This window comes from Roseinatronobacter sp. NSM, from assembly GCF_052379845.1.
Lineage (GTDB): Bacteria > Pseudomonadota > Alphaproteobacteria > Rhodobacterales > Rhodobacteraceae > Roseinatronobacter.
In genome coordinates this window covers 34671-52444 of the sequence record NZ_JBQTCF010000004.1, presented here as the reverse complement: position 1 = coordinate 52444, position 17774 = coordinate 34671, and the positions used below count along the sequence as shown (strand labels likewise).

At 60.6% G+C, this 17774-nt stretch carries 19 protein-coding genes and 1 tRNA gene; 9 read left to right on the top strand and 11 right to left on the bottom strand.

The annotated features are described in order from the left end of the window. The first annotated feature begins 94 nt into the window (after positions 1–94). Positions 95–1015 carry an ABC transporter ATP-binding protein gene (locus tag ACTZWY_RS03395; protein WP_444789273.1) on the top strand — a complete coding sequence of 307 codons (921 nt, stop codon included), beginning with the start codon at positions 95–97 and terminating at the stop codon, positions 1013–1015. A gap of 52 nt (positions 1016–1067) precedes the next feature. Here the strand turns inward: ACTZWY_RS03395 and ACTZWY_RS03390 are convergent, their stop codons facing one another. Then, the gene (locus ACTZWY_RS03390; RefSeq protein ID WP_444789272.1) at positions 1068–2399 is read right to left on the bottom strand and encodes an HlyC/CorC family transporter; all 1332 of its coding nucleotides are present in this window, start codon (positions 2397–2399) and stop codon (positions 1068–1070) included. 140 nt (positions 2400–2539) lie between these two features. On the opposite strand from ACTZWY_RS03390, the gene prfA reads away from it, so the two are divergent. The 3 genes from prfA (at position 2540) to ACTZWY_RS03375 (ending at position 5486) form a co-directional block, all read left to right on the top strand. Continuing rightward, entirely contained in the window at positions 2540–3595 is a 1056-nt protein-coding gene (gene prfA / locus ACTZWY_RS03385) for a peptide chain release factor 1 (RefSeq protein ID WP_444789271.1), read from the top strand. Beyond that, positions 3592–4437 (top strand): peptide chain release factor N(5)-glutamine methyltransferase, encoded by an 846-nt coding sequence (gene prmC / locus ACTZWY_RS03380; RefSeq protein WP_444789270.1) that lies wholly within the window; start codon positions 3592–3594, stop codon positions 4435–4437. The genes prfA and prmC overlap by 4 nt, the downstream gene beginning before the upstream one ends. 254 nt (positions 4438–4691) lie before the next feature. Then, on the top strand, positions 4692–5486 hold the full coding sequence (locus ACTZWY_RS03375; RefSeq protein ID WP_444789269.1) for a DUF4167 domain-containing protein: 795 nt from the start codon (positions 4692–4694) through the stop codon (positions 5484–5486). A gap of 74 nt (positions 5487–5560) precedes the next feature. Here ACTZWY_RS03375 and ACTZWY_RS03370 read toward each other — a convergent pair whose 3' ends face one another. The 9 genes from ACTZWY_RS03370 to ACTZWY_RS03330 form a co-directional block, all read right to left on the bottom strand. Next, the gene (locus ACTZWY_RS03370) at positions 5561–6208 is read right to left on the bottom strand and encodes a MarC family protein (RefSeq protein ID WP_444789376.1); all 648 of its coding nucleotides are present in this window, start codon (positions 6206–6208) and stop codon (positions 5561–5563) included. Positions 6209–6213: 5 nt separating this feature from the next. Beyond that, positions 6214–7299 (bottom strand): 2'-deoxycytidine 5'-triphosphate deaminase, encoded by a 1086-nt coding sequence (locus ACTZWY_RS03365; RefSeq protein ID WP_444789268.1) that lies wholly within the window; start codon positions 7297–7299, stop codon positions 6214–6216. A gap of 210 nt (positions 7300–7509) precedes the next feature. Beyond that, positions 7510–7586 (bottom strand) — tRNA-Pro (locus ACTZWY_RS03360). Positions 7587–7678: 92 nt separating this feature from the next. Further along, positions 7679–8317 (bottom strand): MerR family transcriptional regulator, encoded by a 639-nt coding sequence (locus ACTZWY_RS03355; protein ID WP_444789267.1) that lies wholly within the window; start codon positions 8315–8317, stop codon positions 7679–7681. A 15-nt stretch (positions 8318–8332) separates the two neighbouring features. Beyond that, on the bottom strand, positions 8333–8635 hold the full coding sequence (gene ihfA / locus ACTZWY_RS03350) for an integration host factor subunit alpha (RefSeq protein ID WP_444789266.1): 303 nt from the start codon (positions 8633–8635) through the stop codon (positions 8333–8335). 100 nt (positions 8636–8735) lie between these two features. Further along, a complete protein-coding gene (locus ACTZWY_RS03345; protein WP_444789265.1) occupies positions 8736–9713 on the bottom strand; it encodes a beta-ketoacyl-ACP synthase III in 978 nt (325 codons plus the stop codon). Next, entirely contained in the window at positions 9710–10864 is a 1155-nt protein-coding gene (gene plsX / locus ACTZWY_RS03340; protein ID WP_444789264.1) for a phosphate acyltransferase PlsX, read from the bottom strand. The genes ACTZWY_RS03345 and plsX overlap by 4 nt, the downstream gene beginning before the upstream one ends. Before the next feature lie 30 nt (positions 10865–10894). Beyond that, positions 10895–11101, bottom strand: a complete 207-nt coding sequence (rpmF, locus tag ACTZWY_RS03335; protein ID WP_444789263.1) for a 50S ribosomal protein L32 — start codon at positions 11099–11101, stop codon at positions 10895–10897. Positions 11102–11296: 195 nt separating this feature from the next. Next, positions 11297–11872 (bottom strand): YceD family protein, encoded by a 576-nt coding sequence (locus ACTZWY_RS03330; RefSeq protein WP_444789262.1) that lies wholly within the window; start codon positions 11870–11872, stop codon positions 11297–11299. Positions 11873–12060: 188 nt separating this feature from the next. Here ACTZWY_RS03330 and ACTZWY_RS03325 point away from each other — a divergent pair, with 188 nt between their 5' ends. From ACTZWY_RS03325 to ACTZWY_RS03310, 4 genes are all read left to right on the top strand, one after another. After that, complete coding sequence (locus ACTZWY_RS03325) at positions 12061–12510, top strand: outer membrane protein assembly factor BamE (RefSeq protein WP_444789261.1); 450 nt, start codon at positions 12061–12063, stop codon at positions 12508–12510. A 55-nt stretch (positions 12511–12565) separates the two neighbouring features. Next, positions 12566–13357: a GNAT family N-acetyltransferase gene (locus tag ACTZWY_RS03320; protein WP_444789260.1), complete on the top strand. Its 792-nt coding sequence runs from the start codon at positions 12566–12568 to the stop codon at positions 13355–13357. 87 nt (positions 13358–13444) lie between these two features. After that, positions 13445–14263 (top strand): serine O-acetyltransferase, encoded by an 819-nt coding sequence (cysE, locus tag ACTZWY_RS03315; RefSeq protein WP_444789259.1) that lies wholly within the window; start codon positions 13445–13447, stop codon positions 14261–14263. Positions 14264–14297: 34 nt separating this feature from the next. Continuing rightward, entirely contained in the window at positions 14298–15230 is a 933-nt protein-coding gene (locus ACTZWY_RS03310) for a pirin family protein (RefSeq protein WP_444789258.1), read from the top strand. Between the two features lie 116 nt (positions 15231–15346). On the opposite strand, the gene tyrS is transcribed toward ACTZWY_RS03310, so the two are convergent. Then, the gene (gene tyrS / locus ACTZWY_RS03305) at positions 15347–16615 is read right to left on the bottom strand and encodes a tyrosine--tRNA ligase (protein ID WP_444789257.1); all 1269 of its coding nucleotides are present in this window, start codon (positions 16613–16615) and stop codon (positions 15347–15349) included. 64 nt (positions 16616–16679) lie between these two features. Here tyrS and ACTZWY_RS03300 point away from each other — a divergent pair, with 64 nt between their 5' ends. Further along, a complete protein-coding gene (locus ACTZWY_RS03300; protein WP_444789256.1) occupies positions 16680–17771 on the top strand; it encodes an anhydro-N-acetylmuramic acid kinase in 1092 nt (363 codons plus the stop codon). Positions 17772–17774: the final 3 nt, after the last annotated feature.

Sequence of the window (17774 nt, the reverse complement as noted above, 5' to 3'; positions counted from 1 at the left end):
GGGGGCAGGGTGGGTCAAGAAAGGCTGCCGCCTTTCAATTTTCGCAGATGTGCTTATGTTCCGGGCAAACATGCTATGAGGATGGGCAGCCCCTATGACGAAGAACGCGATTGAAGTGACGAAACTGCGCAAGACCTATGCCGATGGAAAAGAAGCGTTGAAAGGGGTCGATCTGGCCATTCCGTCGGGCAGTATTTTCGGGTTGCTGGGGCCAAACGGGGCCGGAAAATCCACCATGATCAATATATTGGCGGGTCTGGTTAACAAAACGGCCGGGCAGGTGCAGATCTGGGGCTTCGATCAGGATGTGAACCCGCGCCAGTCGCGCGCGGCCATCGGGGTCATGCCGCAGGAACTGAACATTGACCCGTTTTTCACCCCGCGCGGCGCATTGGAGGTGCAGGCAGGGCTGTATGGTGTGCCCAAATCCGCGCGGCGCACAGATGAGATACTGGAACTGATCGGGTTGACAGACAAGGCTGAAGCCTATGCGCGCACGCTGTCAGGGGGCATGCGGCGGCGTCTGCTGTTGGGCAAGGCGCTGGTGCATGGCCCACAGGTTCTGGTGCTGGACGAACCCACCGCAGGGGTGGATATCGAATTGCGCCAGATGCTGTGGACCAATGTGCGCAAGCTGAACGATCAGGGCATGACGATCATTCTGACCACCCATTATCTGGAAGAAGCCGAAGCGATGTGCGATGAAATCGCCATTATCAACCATGGCGAGGTTGTGGTGCGTGACCGCACATCGACATTGCTGGGGCGGCTGGATGCCAAGACGCTTGTGTTGCGGCTGGAAAACCCGCTGCCCGAATTGACCTTGCCCGTCAATGTCACGCAGGAAACCCGCCGCGACGGGCAGATCGCGCTGACCTATCGCCGCTCGCAGGTTAGTGCGGGGCAGTTGCTGGCGGCGATCGCGCAATCGGGCGGTGTGGTCACGGATGTGACCAGCGAAGAACCCGATCTGGAAGATGTGTTCTTGTCGCTGACCAGCGGCAAGGCCGCCTGACCTTGCACCCGCCCGCCCGCCGCCCCCATGGCGGGCGGTGCTGCGGCGCATATCAGGTGTCTGCGGTCATTTCCTCGGCTGTGTTCAGCAGGCTAAGGCGCGTGATGCGGTTGCCTTCGCGTTCCAGAATCTTGATCCGGCAGCCATGGAAGAAGAAGGTTTGCCCCGCTTCCGGGATGGTTTGCGATTCGTGGATGACAAGGCCCGCGATGGTCACGGCTTCATCATCGGGCAGCGTCCAGTCCGTGGCGCGGTTCAGGTCGCGTATGGTCATTGCGCCATCCACCAGAACTTCGCCACTGGGGCCGTGTTCAATCTCGGGGGCGTGGGCGACGTCATATTCATCCTCGATCTCGCCCACGATTTCTTCAAGGATGTCTTCAAGCGTGATCAATCCGCGCAAGGCGCCATATTCATCAACCACCAGCGCGAAATGCTTGCGCAGACGCAAGAATTCCTGCATCTGCTCGTCCAGCGGCGTGGTTTCGGGCACAAAATAGGGCGGGCGGATCAGGCCCGAAATGTCCAGTCGCGCAATCGCGCCATAATCCCCGCCCGCATCAGAGACCTGACGGTGCATGTCGCGCACCAGATCGCGGGCATACAGAATACCCACAATGTTTTCGGGATCATCACGGTAGACCGGCAGGCGCGAATGGGCCGAATTTACGGAAGTCGCAATCAGGTCTTCCACGCGGGCATCGGCATTCACAGTTTCAATCTGGCTGCGGTGGCGCATGATTTCTTCAACTGTGCGTTCCGACAGATCCAGTGCGCCCAGCAACCTGTCGCGGTGTTCCTTCTCAACCGACCCGCTTGAATGGCCCAAAGCCAGCGTTCCCGCGATTTCTTCATGCACCGACAGGATATTGCTGTCAGGGTCAATGGTGACCCCGAACAGCGCCAGAACCCGGCGCACGACAAACCGCACCACTGCCACCACGGGCGAAAAGATGGCCACCACCCATGTCAGAACCGGCGCAATGCGTGTTGCGGCGGTTTCTGGGTTTGAAATCGCATAGGTTTTTGGCAGCACTTCTGCAAAGATCAGAACCAGAAGTGTCATGACCAATGTGGCCAGCGCCACGCCCCCATCGCCAAACAGCCGCGTAAACAATGCCGTCGCCAGCGATGCGGCCAGAATATTGACCAGATTGTTGCCCAGCAAAACTGCCCCGATCAGGCGCTCGCTGTCCTTGGTCAGTTCCAGCGCGCGTTTTGCCGCGCCCGACCCTTTGTCGGCCTGTGCCTTCAACTTGCCACGGCTTGACGCGGTAAGCGCGGTTTCAGACCCCGAAAACAGCCCGGAAATGACCAGAAGCACGAAAATTGCCCCAACACTAACCCAGAACGCGGTGTCAAGGTGATTGGCGAAATCGCCCATATGGAAAAAACCCTCGGATTTTTGATTGCGCGAGTTTACAGGGACTGGCGCATCAGGTCCAGTGCAACTGCTGCATATGATACCTTCACGACTGCGGCAGGGGCTTGACCATTTCCATTCGCCGCGCCACATGCTTGCACATGTTTCAATCCGATACGCTTGACCAGATCACCCGCCGCTTCGGCTTTTTGGAAGCCCGCCTTATGGAAGGTGTGGCCGCGCAGGACATGGCAGCGCTGTCGCGCGAATATGCCGAACTGAAGCCCGTGGTGGACCAGATCGCGGCCTATCAGCAGGCGGTCGCTGACCGCGTTGAAGCGCTGGCCTTGCAAGATGACCCAGAAATGCGCACCCTCGCGCAAGAAGAACTGCAACGGCTGGAAACCACGCTGCCCGATCTGGAACAGGCGCTTAGGCTGGCGCTGCTGCCCAAGGATTCCGCCGATGCGCGCCCGGCGCTGGTTGAACTGCGCCCCGGCACCGGCGGCGAGGAAGCCAGCCTGTTTGCCGCGGACCTGTTGCGCATGTATCAACGCTATGCCGAAACCCGCGGCTGGCAGGTGCAGATGGTCAGCTATAATGAAACCGAACTGGGCGGTTTGCGCGACGCGGTCATGCGCATCGCAGGCGAGGGGGTGTTTGCGCGCATGAAGTTCGAATCCGGTGTGCACCGCGTGCAGCGGGTGCCCGTCACCGAATCCGGCGGGCGCATTCACACATCTGCGGCAACTGTCGCTGTCCTGCCCGAGGCCGAGGAAGTCGATATCGACATTCCCGCCCAGGACATTCGCATTGATACAATGCGCGCGTCGGGCGCAGGGGGGCAGCATGTCAACACAACCGATTCCGCCGTGCGCCTGACCCATATTCCCACCGGCATTGTGGTGACCAGTTCCGAAAAATCCCAGCATCAGAACCGCGCGATTGCCATGCAGGTGTTGCGTGCAAAACTGTTCGACATGGAACGCCAGCGCGCCGCCGATGACCGCGCCAGCGCGCGCAAGGCGCAGGTGGGGTCAGGCGACAGGTCCGAACGCATCCGAACCTATAATTTCCCGCAAGGGCGTATGACTGACCACCGCATCAATCTGACGCTGTATAAGCTGGACCAGATCATGCAAGGCGATCTGGATGACATTATCGACGCGCTGGTCACCGCCGATCAGGCCGCCCGTCTGGCCGAGATGGAAGCATGACCACGGCGGCGCAGCTGCTGGCGGCTGGCGTGGCGCAATTGCGCGCAGCCGGCATTGACGGCGCGCCGCGCGATGCGCGCTGGTTGCTGGCGCATGCCCTGAATATTGACGCCGCACGCCTGATCCTTGCACTGCCTGACCCCGTGACAGACGCGCAGGCGCAGCGGTTTGCAGGCATGATCACCGCGCGCCTGCGCCACCAGCCCGTCGCCCAGATATTGGGCGCGCGCGATTTCTGGGGCCGGCGGTTTTGTGTCACGCCCGATGTGCTGGACCCGCGCCCCGAAACCGAAACACTGATACAGACCGCGCTGGACCGCCAGTTTGACACTGTGCTGGACCTTGGCACCGGGTCGGGCGCGATTGTGCTGACATTGCTGGCCGAACGCCAACACGCGCGGGGCGTTGGCGTGGACCTGTCGGCGGCGGCGTTGCGCGTGGCGGGGCAGAACGCGCGCGCGCTTGGGGTTCAGGACAGGGTTCAATGGCAGTGCTGCGACTGGTTTGCGGATGTGTCGGGGCAGTTCGACCTTATCGTGTCAAACCCGCCCTATATCAGTGTCAGGGAACTGGGCGCGTTATCAGCGGAACTGCGCGATTGGGAACCGCGCATGGCGCTGGTTCCCGATGGGGATGACGGCACCGGGCTGGGGGCCTACCGCGTGATCTGTGCGCGGGCGCGGGACTATTTGCGGCCCGGTGGCTGGCTGGTGGTTGAAATCGGTGCCGCGCAAGGGCAGGCCGTGCAGGCCCTGTTCGCCGCAGCGGGGTTTGCGTCCATTTCACTGGTGCAGGACATGTCCGGGCATGACCGCGTTATTGCCGGACAACACACCCCATAGCACCCCGCAGCGCTGTTGCGGTGCAGTTGTGCCGGGTTTTATGTGTGTTTTCGGCAATACCCCGCAAATTCTGCGTATTTACGCTATAAAACCCTTGTCTTGTATCCACAGCCATGGCACACAAACCCTACAGGACGCGGCGCTTTTAAGGCGCTTCGCTTGGTTTCCCTTGCAGCCTACCGGATAACTCGCTTGCCGAATTGCTCCGCAACTGGTTTGCACGCCACGCCACATAGGGCCGGAATTTTTACAGTATGAGATCAACCAAACAACGCTCGCGTTCGAAGTCGAACCGCCCTAAATCATTGGGCAACATTGTCAACCGTGTCTTTGACAGTTCCGGACCGGAAGGCAAAGTGCGTGGCACGCCACAACAGATAATTGAGAAATATCAGGTTCTTGCACGCGATGCGCAATTGTCCAACGACCGCGTCGCCGCAGAGAATTTTCAACAACATGCGGAACATTACACCCGCATGTTGGCACAGGCGCAACGCGAAATGCAGGCCGAAGCCGAAGCGCGCCGCCAGCAGCAAGAAGACCGCAACCGTCACCAAAATGATGATCGCAACCGCCATCAGCGCCGCTCTGGTGATGACCGCGCCGAGCAGGGCGAGACTACGCAACAGCAACACGGGCATTCGGCGCAAGCTGATTCTGGCACAGCCGCAGCAGTTTCGCCACGGTCAGATTCCTTTTCCGTGCAGGATCAAGGTGATGTCGATGACAGCACGCTTGTTGAAACGCCCGAAGCAAAGCATATCGCAGCGCCAGTGAAACCCGACACCCGCCCGGCCCCGGCTGAACCGCCTGTGTCACATACTGCAGACGCTGCCCCACAAAATGCCGAAAACGATGCGCCAAAGAAGCCGGTGCGTCGCAAGCGCACCCCGAAACCGGCCCCAGCGCCGGAAGCGGCGGCCCCTGCCAGCGCCGAAGACGCGCCAAAACCACGCCGCAACACACGCAAGCCGCGCAAGCCAGATGCCCAAAAGGACACTGACACGCAGCCCGAATTGCCACAAATGAAGCCCAACGCCGCAGAATAAGCTGGCGTGGACAAAATCAACAAGGCCAGATGGCGCGCAGGCGCTGTCTGGCCTTGTTCCATAGACGCACGGCGCTACAGACCCGACTGAACCACAGGCAATAGCCCGATAGCGGCTGCGCCGTTCATGACAAATTGAACCGACAACGCGGCCAGAAGCAGCCCGAACAACCGCGTCATGACCATGGTTCCCGTGCGGCGCAAAAGCTTTTCAATGGGGCCAGCGGCCAGAAATGCCAGCAAAACCAGACCAATGACAGCAAGCATCACGCCTGTGATCAGGGCAATCCCTTCGATGCCGCGGCCCGCATCATTGATCAGCAGCACCATTGTTGCCATCGCGCCGGGACCTGCAATCAAGGGCATGGCCAGCGGGAAAACCGACGGATCATCAACTGTTTCGCCATCGCCTTCGTCGGCGTGGTCGGCGCGGCGGCGGGCGCGGCGGTCAAACAGCATATCCAGCGCGGTCAGAAACAGCAAAATACCACCTGCAATCTGGAAGGCGGGCATCGAAATTCCGATGGCGCGCAAGAAATCCTCTCCCGCTAGTCCAAATAACGCCAGAAGGATCACGGAAATCAGACAGGCGCGCAGCGCGATGACGCGCCGCCGCGCCGCATCCATGCCTTGCGTCAGGGCCAGAAACAGCGGCGCGGTTCCAATGGGGTCAATCACCACAAACAGCGTGACAAAGGCCGTTATCACAAAGGCAGGGTCCAGCAACATCAGCGTGCCGTCTTGAAATGCTTGGCCAGTTTCAGGCCCTGACCCTGATAATTTGACGCCATATCGGCCCCATACAGCCGCGTAGGCCGCGTGCGCATATGCTCATAGACCAGCCGTCCCACGATCTGGCCATGTTCCAGCACGAAAGGCGCTTCATGACAGCGCACTTCCAGCACCCCGCGCGACCCTGCGCCGCCAGCTGCGTGATGGCCGAAACCGGGGTCGAAGAAGCCCGCATAATGCACCCGGAATTCGCCCACCATGGCAAGAAACGGGGCCATTTCAGCAGCGTAATCTGGCGGAATATGCACTGCCTCGCGGCTGACCAGAATATAGAATGCGCCAGGGTCCAGAATGATGCGCCCGCACTCGCTGTGCAGTTCTTCCCAGAAATCGCACGCGTCATAGGCCCCGATCCTGTCCAGATCGATGACGCCGGTATGGGGTTTGGCGCGGTAGCCCACCAGCGTTCCGCTGGACGGGCGCAGGTCCACCGAAAAGCCAAGGCCCTGTGAAATGACCGGGGTGCCGGGCACCAGTGTTTGTGCGGCATGCAGCGCTGTCAGTTCGTCATCATCCAGCACAGCATGGCCCGCGCGAAACCGGATCTGGTTCAGGCGCATGCCGGGGCGCACCAGCACGGAAAACGACCTTGGGCAGATTTCAGCGTAAAGGGGGCCATGATACCCTTCGGGCACGCGGTCGAATTCGGTGCCGTCATCGGTGATAACGCGCGTCAGCAAATCCAGCCTGCCTGTGGAACTTTTGGCATTGGCCACAGCCTGAATGCCGCCTGGCAATGCAAGCGATTCCATCAGCGGCACAACATAGACGCAGCCCTTTTCCAGAACAGCGCCACCGCTTAGGTCCATCTGGTGCATTTCAAACAGTTGCAGGCGGTCGGACACGCGGTTTCCCTTGCCCGCCAGAAAAGAGGCGCGCACCCGCCATGCCCGCGCCCCCAAGCGCAGGTCAAGGCTTGCGGGCTGAATCTGGGCGTCTTCAACTGGTGTTGGTGACGAAATTTCGCCACATGCGATCATGGCGTGCAGATCCTGCGCTGGTAAAACGCCGCGTTTTGTCATGCGTGCCCCCGAAAAGTGTTTTGTGCTTCTATAGCATGTTGCTCAAAAGTGGGAACCGGTTTTGAGCTTCTCGAACATGCGCAATCAATACGTTAGAACATGTCTTGTGAATGCGACTGCACCTGACATGCTCTAGTCCGGGTTATTACGCCTGTCCACCCTGCAGCCGATTGGCGCAGTGCGTCCAGAAAACAAGATGTCGGTGAGTAATGGTCGGGCTAGCAGGACTTGAACCTGCGACCTTCCGTCCCCCAGACGGACGCGCTACCAGACTGCGCTATAGCCCGACATCTGCGCGCTTTCTACCCGATTCATCGGCGAGGGCAAGCGCGAATTCAGAAAATCCGCAGCTTTCATCACTGAAATGAAGTGCGGCACATTATGTGTCGTGCTGGTCGTGTTGCGCGGCTGCAGCCATGCGTTGAAATAGCGCGTCCAGCCGTGCCAGAAGCAGCGCGGCGCGCGCCCGGTCCGGGACTGCTGGTCCGGCATGGCGTCGAATATCATGGGCCAGCCGTATATGCGTGCGTTTGGGCGTGTCCGATTTGGCAGCGCGCGGTGTCTGCTGCGCAGGCGGGGCAGCAGGGGCCAGCGGCGCTAGCGGCTGTTTTGCGGGTGTATCCGCGGCCGTTTCATGATGTGCCGCAGTTTCAGGTGTATCCGTGGCGACAGTGGGCGGGGCGGGCGTATCGGGCTGGGTTTCAGCGCGCGATTGCGCGGGCGCGTCATCGTCCAGAAGGGCGTCACGCACTGGCGCAAGTGCCGCCACATGTCGCGCGCCCTTTTCCTGAAGCAGTTTCTGCACGCCGCGAATCGTCATGCCCTGTTCGTGCAGCAGTTCCTTGATACCTGCCAGAAGGTCAATATCAGCGCGCCGGTAATAGCGCCGCCCACCAGCACGCTTGACGGGCTTTACCTGCGTGAACTTGCTTTCCCAAAAGCGCAGAACATGGGCGGGCGTATCCAGTGCCTCTGCGGTTTCGCTGATGGTGCGAAACGCCTCGGGGGCCTTGCGCATGGGGCACACCTTACCTTAATTGCGGTTTCCGTCGATCACGCGTTCTTTCATGATATGGGACGGGCGGAAGGTCAGAACCCGCCGTGGCGAGATGGGCACTTCTTCGCCGGTTTTCGGGTTGCGCCCCAGTCGTGCATTCTTGTCGCGCAGGGAAAATGTGCCAAAGGACGAAATCTTGACCTGTTCGCCACCCACCAGCGCATCCGAGATATGCTGCAGCACCGAATCCACCAAAGCGGATGATTCATTTCGTGACAGACCAACTTCGCGAAAGACTGCCTCGGTCAGGTCCATTCTTGTAAGCGTTTTGTTTGACATGTCTTTTCCCCGCGTTTCAACCTGCAGGATGCGGGAAAGAGTTTTCCGAGTCAATATCAGGGGGTTGCGTGCAAGCATTAAACCGCGCGCCGGGCGCAGTTTACCACCGCAGAATGACCGCGCCCCAGCTTAGGCCGCCGCCAATGGCTTCGGTCACAATCAGGTCACCGGGTTTGAAGCGCCCTTCGGCATTGGCGACGGACAAGGCCAGCGGGATGGATGCCGCCGATGTGTTGCCATGGTCCTGAACGGTAACCACCACCTTGTCCATCGACAGGCCCAGTTTTTGCGCTGTGCCCCGGATAATGCGCAGATTGGCCTGATGGGGCACAACCCAGTCAACGTCAGCGGCGTGCAATCCAGCGCTGTCCAAGGCTGTCTTGGCTGTTGCCGCCAGCTTTTCGACCGCGTGGCGGAACACTTCGCGCCCTTGCATGCGCAACACGCCAGATGTGCCCGTGCGCGACACGCCGCCGTCAACATACAGAAGGTCGCGGTATTGCCCGTCCGAGTTCAGGTCAGATGCCAGAACCCCGCGATCCGTGTTCGCGCCCGTGCCAGTTTGCGCTTCCAGAATGACCGCGCCCGCACCATCACCAAACAACACGCAGGTTCCGCGATCTGTCCAGTCCATGATCCGCGAGAAGGTTTCCGCCCCGATGACCAGCACCCGTTTCGCCTGACCGGCCAGGATCAGACCCGTTGCATTGGCCAGTGCAAACACAAACCCCGCGCAGACCGCCTGAATATCGAAGGCAAAGCCCTTGCGCATGCCCAGCCCCGCCTGAACCTGTGTGGCCACGGCTGGAAAGGTGAAATCGGGCGTGGAGGTGGCGACGATGATCGCGTCAATATCGGCGGCGTCCAGCCCGGCATTGTCAAGCGCCACGCGCGCGGCCTTTATCGCCAGATCAGAGGTGAACTCGTCCTCGGCTGCGAAATGGCGCCGCTCAATCCCTGAACGCGACACAATCCAGTCGTCGCTGGTGTCCAGTGTCTTGGCGAATTCCGCATTTGGAACCACACGCGCGGGCAAATAATGACCTGTGCTTCGAATCACCGCTCTGGTTACGTTCATGCCTGCTCTGTCCCGTCTGAAGGTCTGTCCGGTGTCGCAAGGGGCGCTGTGGCGGGGTCTGCGGCTGCCTTGAGCACCCGTTCCTGCAGCGCGTCGGATACAGCAGATATACGCTCTGCCATGCGATCCTGAAAGCCGGATTGCGCTAATGTGAAGGCCAGTTTTATGGCAGAGGATACGCCGGTCGCGTCGGCGGACCCGTGCGATTTTACAACAGTGCCGTTTAGCCCAAGGAAAACACCGCCATTTGCCAGCCGCGGGTCCAGCCGTTTTTTCATGCGCTGCAGCGGGCGCAGGGCGAATAATGCGCCCAGTTTGGAGAATATGCTGTGTTCCAGTTCGGCGCGCAGCACATCGCCCATCAGCTTTGCAGTGCCTTCGCCGGTTTTCAGGGCCACATTGCCTGTGAACCCATCGGTCACAATCACATCGACATGCGCTGAGGGAATGTCATTGCCTTCGACAAACCCCACGAAGGTATAGCGCCCCACCTCTGCCGCGTCGGCAATCAGGCGCGCGGCTTCCTTGATTTCGGCACGGCCCTTGTGGTCTTCGGTGCCGACATTCAGCAGGCCCACACGCGGGCAGGCCACGTCAAACGCGTTGCGAAAATAGGCCGATCCCATCAGGGCGTAATGCAAAAGGGATTCTTCATCGGCGCGCACATCCGCGCCCACATCCAGCATGGTATTATAGCCATGCGCGCCGCGTGATGGCCACAGACAGGCAATCGCGGGACGGTGCACGCCGGGCAACTTGCGTAGCCGCAGCATGGACACGGCCATCAATGCGCCGGTATTGCCACAGGATACAGCCGCCTGCGCCTGACCGTCGCGCAAGGCGGATATGGCGGACCACATCGATGTGTCACGCCCGCGCCGCATGATCTGGGCGGGCTTGTCGTCCATACTGACAACGCCGGGGCTGTGCACCACATGCACACGCCCTGACAACACGCTTTCGCGGGCAACAAGCGGCGTCAAAACCGACTGATCGCCATGCAGCAAAAACGCAATGTCAGGGTTGCGACGCGCCGAAATGGCACAGCCGCCAACCACAGCTTCTGGCCCATGATCCCCGCCCATGGCATCCACTGATATGGTGGTCATGTTCGCACCAACACCAAGGTTACCGCGCAGGGCTTCAGACATGGGTCAACTGACTGGGCATGAACACCGGACTTATGCGGCGTCGTCGTCCAGGTCCACGGCCGAAGCGGCAGCAATGACTTCGCGGTCATTGTAGTGGCCACAAGACGGGCACACATGGTGCGGGCGCTTCAGTTCGCCACAGTTTGAGCATTCGTTCGGGTTGCCCGCGACCAATGCATCATGCGACCGGCGCATGTTACGACGAGAGCGGGTTACGCGGTTCTGTTGGACGGCCATATCAAACCTCGGGTTGCAGGCGCTTGCAGGTAAGCCCGATATGGGCCCCCAACATGCGCATAATCTAGGGGTTGCGATTTGAGGCGCGGCATACACGGCTTAACCCGCGTTTCCAAGCCCTCTTTGCATGAGTGGCGCAAAATACTTGCTTTGGCGCGGTTTTCAAGCCGCAATTTACGAAAACGACAATTATCGTCAGGACTTGTCGGTGTCGCGCAAAAGTTTTTCGCGCAGGCCCTCCAGCGCGGCAAAAGGTTTGGGGCGGGCATCCTCAAGGGGGGCTGCGCCTGCGGGGGCGGCACTCAATACCCCGGCCCCCGGCAGGGCCGCCCCGTCAGCGCGCGGAAATGCCGGCAGCGCCAGCGCCAGCGCTTCCAGCGCGACCGCGCCCGGATCGATCACTGTGCCCAGAATTTCCTGAGTGTCATCTTCGGGCATTTCCACTTCGGTGCCGGTGGGGTCGGGCAATTCTGCCAGATACCGGCGCAGCACGGGTTCATCGATTCGCGTGGTCACCGGGTCCAGTGTCACAGCGCAGGATTGAACGACTGTCGCGCCCAGCGTGGCGCTGATTTCCCAGTCGCGTTTGCCCAAAGGGCGAAGTTCACCCTGAAAGCGGAATTTGCGCAGGGCGATCAGGCCCATATCCTGCGCCAGTTGCGTGCGCATGGCAGAATCTGGTTGCACATCAAACCGGACGGGCTTGCGTGCGTTCAGGGCGGCAACGCGTATGGGGGGGCATAAAACTGGCGGGGTGGGGGGCTTTGTCACGAAATCCTCGGGCTTTTAGGGGGGGGAAACTTCAATGAGTTTATACAGTGTTTCGTTCCTTTCTTGAATAGCGGCGCGTCCTTCTGTATCCCTTCTGACAAAGGCGGCCAGCCACCGCGCAACAAATTGCGGTTGTCCAAGCGGTGGTTGACTGGAAGACAGGGCAGGTTCAAGGGGTAATGCGGCGCATGCGGAATTTCGGATTGTGGATTTTGTCACCCGTCGTGTTGTTGGCCCTTGTGGCCTGTAGCCCCGTTGCGCGGTTCCACGGCTACGCCCCCGATGACATGCAGCTTGCGGAAATTCAGGTTGGGCGCGATACCCGCGAAACGGTGGAACAGAAAATCGGACGCCCGGGCATTTCGGGTGTGATGGAAGGGTCGGGGTGGTATTACGTCCAAAGCGACTGGATCGATGAAGGATGGCGCGCCCCCGTGGAAATTGACCGCCAGATAGTGGCAATCACTTTCGATTCGGGGAATCGGGTGTCCAATGTCGAACGCTTTGGTCTGGAAGATGGTGAAATTGTCGCCCTCTCGCGGCGGGTGACGGATACTGGCCCCTCCGGGATGAGCGTGTTGCGCCAGTTGATGTCGAATTTCGGAAGGTTCAATCCAACCCAGATGTTGGGCGGGTAGCGCGTCACAGGCATTTTGTCGCGCGGGTCGGTCTGGGTTTTGACAGGCAGAAGGTATGGCGACAGATCATTTGGCACTGCAGCCCACGCTGGACTTGCCACAGGCCCTGATGGGCGGGGGTATTGTGGTTGGCGGTTTCCCGGTGCGCCTTGCGCAAACCCCCGAAGACATGGATCAGGTTCTGGCGCTGCGGCGCGACAGGTTTGCCGTCACCGCGCCGGGACAGTCCGACAGGGACCGCTTTGATTCGCTAAGCACGCATCTGATGGTCTGCCGCCCGGACGCGAAACAGGTTCTGGCCACTGCGCGCTTGCGGCTGTTGCGACAGGGTGCTGACTTTGCGCAAACCTATACCGGGCAGTTTTACGACATGACCGCCCTGTCGCGCAGCTATGGGCGCGCGCTGGAAATTGGCCGCCTGTGTCAGGCCAGCGATGCGCAGAATATGGCCGATGCCTTGCGCGCCCTTTTGGCCGCTGTCACATTGATATGCGTGCATACCCGCGCAGAAGTGCTGTTTGGCTGCACCTCGTTTCGTGGGCAGGACGTTCAGGCCCATGGCGCGGCCCTGACATGGTTGCGCACCAGACATCTTGGCCCTGTGGATTTACGCCCGCAGCGTATGCACCCCCGCGCTGTCGATTTTCCCCATGGTGACGCCGACCCCCACGCCCAGAAACAGGCGTTGCCTGCGTTGTTGCGCATGTATCTGGGCATGGGGGGCTGGGTGTCCGACCATGCGATAATCGACCCTGAACTGGACACGCTGCATGTCTTCACGGCGGTTGCGACCGCAACCATCCCCCCCGCCAGATTGCGCGCCTTGCGCGCTTTGTGCCCGGTTTGACGTGACAAGCGTTGTTTTCTGCTTTGGCTTGCTTATTTTGAAAAATGGGCGCATGCGCCTGTGATATCTGCGACAAGGATCTGACCCATGCCCGAATTCAGCAAAACACCGCGTCCGCTGCCCCATCTTGACCCGGTCTGGACGCGAATCCGGCAAGAAGCCAGCGCGGCAGTCGACCTTGAACCGCTGATGGGGGGGGTGTTCCATTCCTCCATCCTGCACCACAAAACTCTGGAACAGGCGCTGGCGTTCCGGCTGTCGCAAAAACTGGCGTCAGCGGAAATGTCCGAACAGATCCTGCGCGAAATCATGGACGAAGCCCATGCCAGTGATCCGGGGTTGGGACAAGCGGCGCGCGCGGATATTGTCGCCACCTATGAACGCGATCCCGCCTGCAACCGCTTCATGAAACCACTGTTGTATTTCAAGGGCTTTCAGGCTGTTCAGGCGTATCGCATTGCACATTGGCTGTGTCTGCAGGGGCGCAGTGATTTCGCCAGCCTGATCCAGATGCGCGTGTCCGAAGTCTTCGGGGTGGATATTCATCCGGGGGCGCGAATCGGGCAAGGGATCATGATCGACCACGCCCATTCCATCGTTATCGGGGAAACTGCTGTGGTCGGCGATAATGTGTCGATGTTGCATTCCGTCACATTGGGCGGCACCGGCAAGCAAGATGGCGACCGCCACCCGAAAATCGGCAATGGCGTGTTAATCGGGGCAGGTGCCAAGGTTTTGGGAAATATCCGCGTGGGCGATTGCGCGCGCATCGCGGCCGGGTCTGTCGTGCTGGAAGAAGTTCCCGCCCGCAGCACCGTCGCAGGGGTGCCCGCGCGTGTGGTGGGCGAAGCGGGTTGCGCGCAACCGTCCCTGACCATGGATCACCTGCTGCGCGGCAAGATATGACGATGGCGCGCCCCGTCCCACAGGGCACAAAATCATGAGCTGGAATCCCGCCCTCGCGCCCGGCTGCCCCGATGATGTGGGCGCAGACGCGATCGAAACACTGATTATCCCGCGCGCCCGCGATATTGGCGGTTTCGAAGTGCGCCGCGCCCTGCCAGCGCCAAAACGCCAGATGGTCGGCCCCTTCATCTTCTTCGATCAGGCCGGGCCGGCGGAATTCCTGACAGGTCAGGGAATCGACGTGCGCCCCCATCCCCATATCGGCCTTGGGACAGTGACCTATCTGTATCGGGGTGATTTTCACCACCGCGACAGTATTGGCAGCGACCAGATCATCACGCCGGGCGCGCTGAACTGGATGGTGGCGGGGCGCGGTGTCACGCATTCCGAACGCACCAGCACGCAGGCGCGGCAGGGCCCAAACAGCCTGTTTGGCATCCAGACATGGATCGCGCTGCCCGAAACCCACGAAGACATGGCGCCCTTGTTCGAACATCACGGCCAGCATGCCTTGCCGTTGATCACCGATACCGGCATCAGCGCCCGGCTGATCCTTGGGCAGGCTTACGGGGAACGCGCGCCCGCAACGCTTTATTCCGATACGTTCTACCTTGATGTCACCCTCGCGCCGAACGCACGCTTCCCATTGCCCGACAATCACGAAGATCGCGGCCTGTATATCACCCAAGGGTCAGTGACAATCGCAGGTCAGATATTTGACGCAGGGCGCATGATGGTCTTTCGCCCCGGTGACCGCATTACTGTGGGCGCGGGCCCAGCCGGGGCACGGCTGATGGCCTTGGGCGGGGCCACATTGAACGGGCCGCGCTATATCTGGTGGAACTTCGTGGCCTCCAGCCGCGACCGCATCGAACAGGCCAAATCCCAATGGCGTGCCGCCGATTGGGGGCGGGGCCAGTTTGACCTGCCCGCAGGCGACAGGGACGAATTTGTGCCTTTGCCATAAGGCAGCATTCCCTCGGTATCCCTGTCGCGGCAGTGCCTGCCACTTTGTCCCTTTCATTCTGGCAAAAATATCCAATACACGGCTTGGCTTTGGCAGTCACAGAAGGCGGGGTCGGGTCAGCAGGCGGCCGCTGACCCTTCCAGCACCACCTGCGCGTGGCGCTTCTTGCCAGCAGTCAGTTTCATGGGCTGCGCCAGATCGGCAGCGCGGACCATCTGGCCCGCATCGCTGAGCAGCACATCATTCATCCGTGCGCCCCCTTCAAGGATCAGGCGCTTTGCGTCCTTGCCCGACTTTGCCAGCCCCGCACGCACGAAAAGCTGTGCTACCGGCATGCCCGCGCCCAGTTCCGCGGCAGTCAGGGTCAAACTGGGCAGGTCGTCGCCCAAGCCGCCCTTTTCAAACACATCGCGCGCTGTGGCCTGCGCGGTGCGGGCGGCGTCCGCGCCATGGCACAGGGTCGTCACCTCATTGGCCAGAATAACCTTGGCGGCGTTGATCTCGGACCCTTCCAGCGCGCCCAGTCGGTTGCATTCGTCAACCGGAAGTTCCGTATATAGCTTCAGGAAGCGCCCCACATCGGCATCGGTGGTGTTGCGCCAGAACTGCCAGAACTCATAAGGGCTAAGCATGTCGGCATTCAGCCAGACCGCGCCGCCCTGCGATTTGCCCATCTTGCGCCCGTCCGATGTGGTCAGAAGCGGTGTTGTCAGGCCAAAAATCTCGGCATCCGAGATGCGGCGCGCAAGGTCGATCCCATTTACGATATTGCCCCATTGGTCCGATCCGCCCATTTGCAGCAGGCACCCGTGGCGGCGGTGGATTTCCACAAAATCATAGGCTTGCAGGATCATGTAATTGAATTCAAGGAAGGACAGCGACTGTTCACGGTCCAGCCGTGATTTCACCGATTCGAAACTCAGCATGCGGTTCACGCTGAAATGCCGCCCCACATCGCGCAGGAAATCCAGATAATTCAGCCCGTCCAGCCATTCGGCGTTATTTAGCATAATCGCGCCATGCGCGCTGTCATCATAGGTCAGGTATTTCGCAAAGACCTGTTTCATGCCTGTGATATTGCCCTCAATCGCGGCGGCGTCCAGCAGCGGGCGTTCGTCCGACCGGAAGCTGGGGTCCCCCACTTTGGTGGTGCCCCCCCCCATCAGGGTAATGGGTTTGTGGCCGCATTTCTGGAACCAGCGCAGCACCATGATATTGAGCAAATGGCCCACATGCAGCGATTTGGCCGTAGCATCATAACCGATATAAGCGGGCACAACCCCCTTGATCAGCGCCTCGTCCAGACCTTGCAGATCGGTGCAGTTGTCGAAGAAGCCGCGCGCCTGAAGGATGTTCAGGAAATCTGATTTGGGTTTGTAGGTCATTTTTGCTTGTCCCGGATGGCCGATTGCGCGTTCTATAGCCGCGCAGGCCGCCAAGGAAAAGCCCATGTTGGAATCACACTGTGTTACTGTGCTGGGAATGATGTCTGGCACATCGCTGGACGGGGTGGATGGCGCGGTTCTGCGCACTGATGGCGAAACTATAGCGGGCTTTGGCCCAACCGCCTATCGCGCCTATACGCCGTCGGAACGCGCGGTGTTGCGCGCGGCCCTTGGGGGCTGGCCCGGCGATCCCGGTGTCGAGGAGGCGGCAGAACTGGTGGAAACGGCGCATGCCGAACTGATGGCGCGCTTTGACGGGATAGAGCTTGCGGGCTTTCACGGCCAGACACTGGCGCATGACCCGCGCGGGCGCGGCACCCATCAGGCCGGGTCGGGCGCGGTGCTGGCCATGATTGCGGGCTATCCTGTGGTGTGGGATTTTCGCAGCTCCGACATTCAGTTGGGCGGGCAGGGCGCACCGCTGGCGCCGTTCTATCACTTCGCACTTGCGCGTCATATCGGGGCGACTGCGCCAGTTGCGTTCCTGAACCTTGGCGGGGTGGGCAATGTCACATGGGTGGACCCGTCCAGGGCCCGACCCGAAGATGACGGCGCGCTTCTGGCCTTTGATACTGGCCCTGCGAATGCGCCGCTTGATGATCTGTGCCTGTCGCGCCTTGGTTTGGCCCGCGATGACGGGGGCGCGCTGGCGGCAGCGGGACATGTGGATTCCGCCGTGCTGCGCGCCTTTATGGAAGACAGCTATTTCTACCGCATGCCGCCCAAGTCACTGGACCGGGATTTTCCGGGACTGCTGGCGGGCGTTGCACATTTATCGGATGCGGATGCCTTGGCAACATTGTCCGAATGCGCGGCGGCTGCAGTGGCGGAAGCGTTTGCGCATTTCCCGACTGAACCTGCACAGATTCTGGTCTGTGGGGGGGGGCGGCACAATGCGGATTTGATGCGCCGTATCGCGCTGCGGCTGTCTTGTGCGGTAAAACCTGTCGAATCGGTCGGGCTGGACGGGGACATGCTGGAAGCGCAGGCCTTCGCCTATCTGGCAGTGCGGGTGGCGCGTGGCTTGCCCACATCATGTCCCGGAACGACAGGTGTGGGCGCTGCGGTGGGCGGCGGGCAGGTGAGCACACCGTAACAT